Raw genomic sequence first — 1,471 nt, 5'->3', positions numbered from 1 at the left:
GCCGCGGTTTTCGCCGCGGCCGGCTTGGCAGCGACTCGGGTGCGCGGCTGGGCCGGTTTCGCCGCAGCCTTGACCACGCGGCCGACGACCGGCTTGCTCGCGGGTTTTTCCGCAGGCACGGCGGTGCGGGCATCGAGGGCCTTGTCCGCGGCGTCCTTAACCTTCTCGACGCCTTGCGCGAGCTTCAGGCTCTGCTGGGCATCCTTCTTCAGCTGGATGATGTAGACGCGCGTCTCGGCCTGACGGGACTCCAGGGCCGAGAGCATGCCTTCCAGCTCATCGATGACCTTACGGGCCTTGGACTGCGCCTTGGCTTTGCCAGCCGCCGTGTCGAGCTGCAGCTTGCTGTGCGCGTCATGCAGTTTGTCCTGCGCCTTGCCGCGCTGCTTCTCCAGTTTGGCGAGCAGCTTCTCGGCATCCGCCAGCGCCTGGGTGCAGGCGTTGTCGAGGTGTTCCAGCAGGCTTTGGGAAAGTTGTTGTAACAGATGCAGCGGCGTGGGCACCGCCTTCTTGCTTTTTTTCGCCGACATGGAGAGCTCCTTGGCCATTTGACCGGCCCATAGTAGTCGTCCGCGGGAAGGCTCGCCAATGGCAGGAATATGACAGTTTCGTTACGCAGGGATCGAGAGCGTGCGAACGGGCCCGGAAAGGTGGAGCGACGATCCAACACATGAAGCCGCCCGTGCGCGGGGCGGCTTGGTGCCACGCCTCAGACCGCGGCGGCAGTCTGCTGGTGGGCGGTGTGGAGGACTTCGATAAGGCAGTCTTCCAGTTCGAAACGCTCGTGGAGCAACTGACCCAGGTGCTTCAGTTCGTCCAGCAGGTCCTTGCTGGCGGCGCAATCGCCCTTGGCGCAGCGATCGTTGAAGCGCAGCGCGACTTCGGTGATCGCCTCGATGCGCGGGAATATCCGCTTGGCAAGTTCCAGCCCACGGCTTTCGTTGAACGCGCGTCCTTCGCCGAGCAGTTGTTCGTAGATCTCGAAATGCCCGGCCGATACGTAGTCGAGCAGCAATTCGCAAAAGGCCTGCAGAGCCGCGGGAGTGACCGCAAGGCCGTCCGGCTCAGCCTCGAAGGCGTAATAGGCGCTGATCAGTTGATGGCGTTCCTGCAGCCAGCGGTCGATCATCTGGTGTACGCCACCCCAGCGCTCCTGGGCGTTATGACAGCTCTCGAGCATATAGTCCTCGCTTCCCTTATATCGGTGTTTTCTGTACTTCGGCGCCGGACGTGGTGCTGGGGTCGGCGCATGCGCATGGGAAGAGACCCGAAAATGACGCCTTCCGGGCCGCGTGAAAAACCAGAGTATGCCCCAGGCCATGGACCATCAAGGTGCCTGGTCGGAAAAAATCGACCCGGTGTACCTCAGCGCTTCGCCACCGGCAACGGCGTGCACGCGCAGCGGTTCGTCACTCAGTCGCGACGTAGCAGCTGGAACAGCGCGAAGAGAATCAGCCCGGCGAACGCCAGC

2 protein-coding genes are annotated in these 1,471 nt (G+C 63.1%); both read right to left on the bottom strand.

The annotated features are described in order from the left end of the window. Positions 1 to 548 (bottom strand): AlgP family protein (locus B2X67_RS03855; RefSeq protein ID WP_286784676.1); only part of this gene is annotated, 548 nt, incomplete at its 3' end. A gap of 161 nt (positions 549 to 709) precedes the next feature. Beyond that, positions 710 to 1,180, bottom strand: coding sequence for a sigma D regulator (rsd, locus tag B2X67_RS03850; protein ID WP_286784675.1), 471 nt, complete (start codon positions 1,178 to 1,180; stop codon positions 710 to 712). Between the last annotated feature and the right edge of the window lie 291 nt (positions 1,181 to 1,471).

Source organism: Pseudomonas sp. UBA3153, from assembly GCF_002364635.1.
Classification (GTDB): Bacteria; Pseudomonadota; Gammaproteobacteria; order Pseudomonadales; family Pseudomonadaceae; genus Pseudomonas_O; species Pseudomonas_O kuykendallii.
The sequence above is the reverse complement of the archived record's forward strand: the minus strand, read 5'-3'. Positions and strand labels throughout refer to the sequence as shown.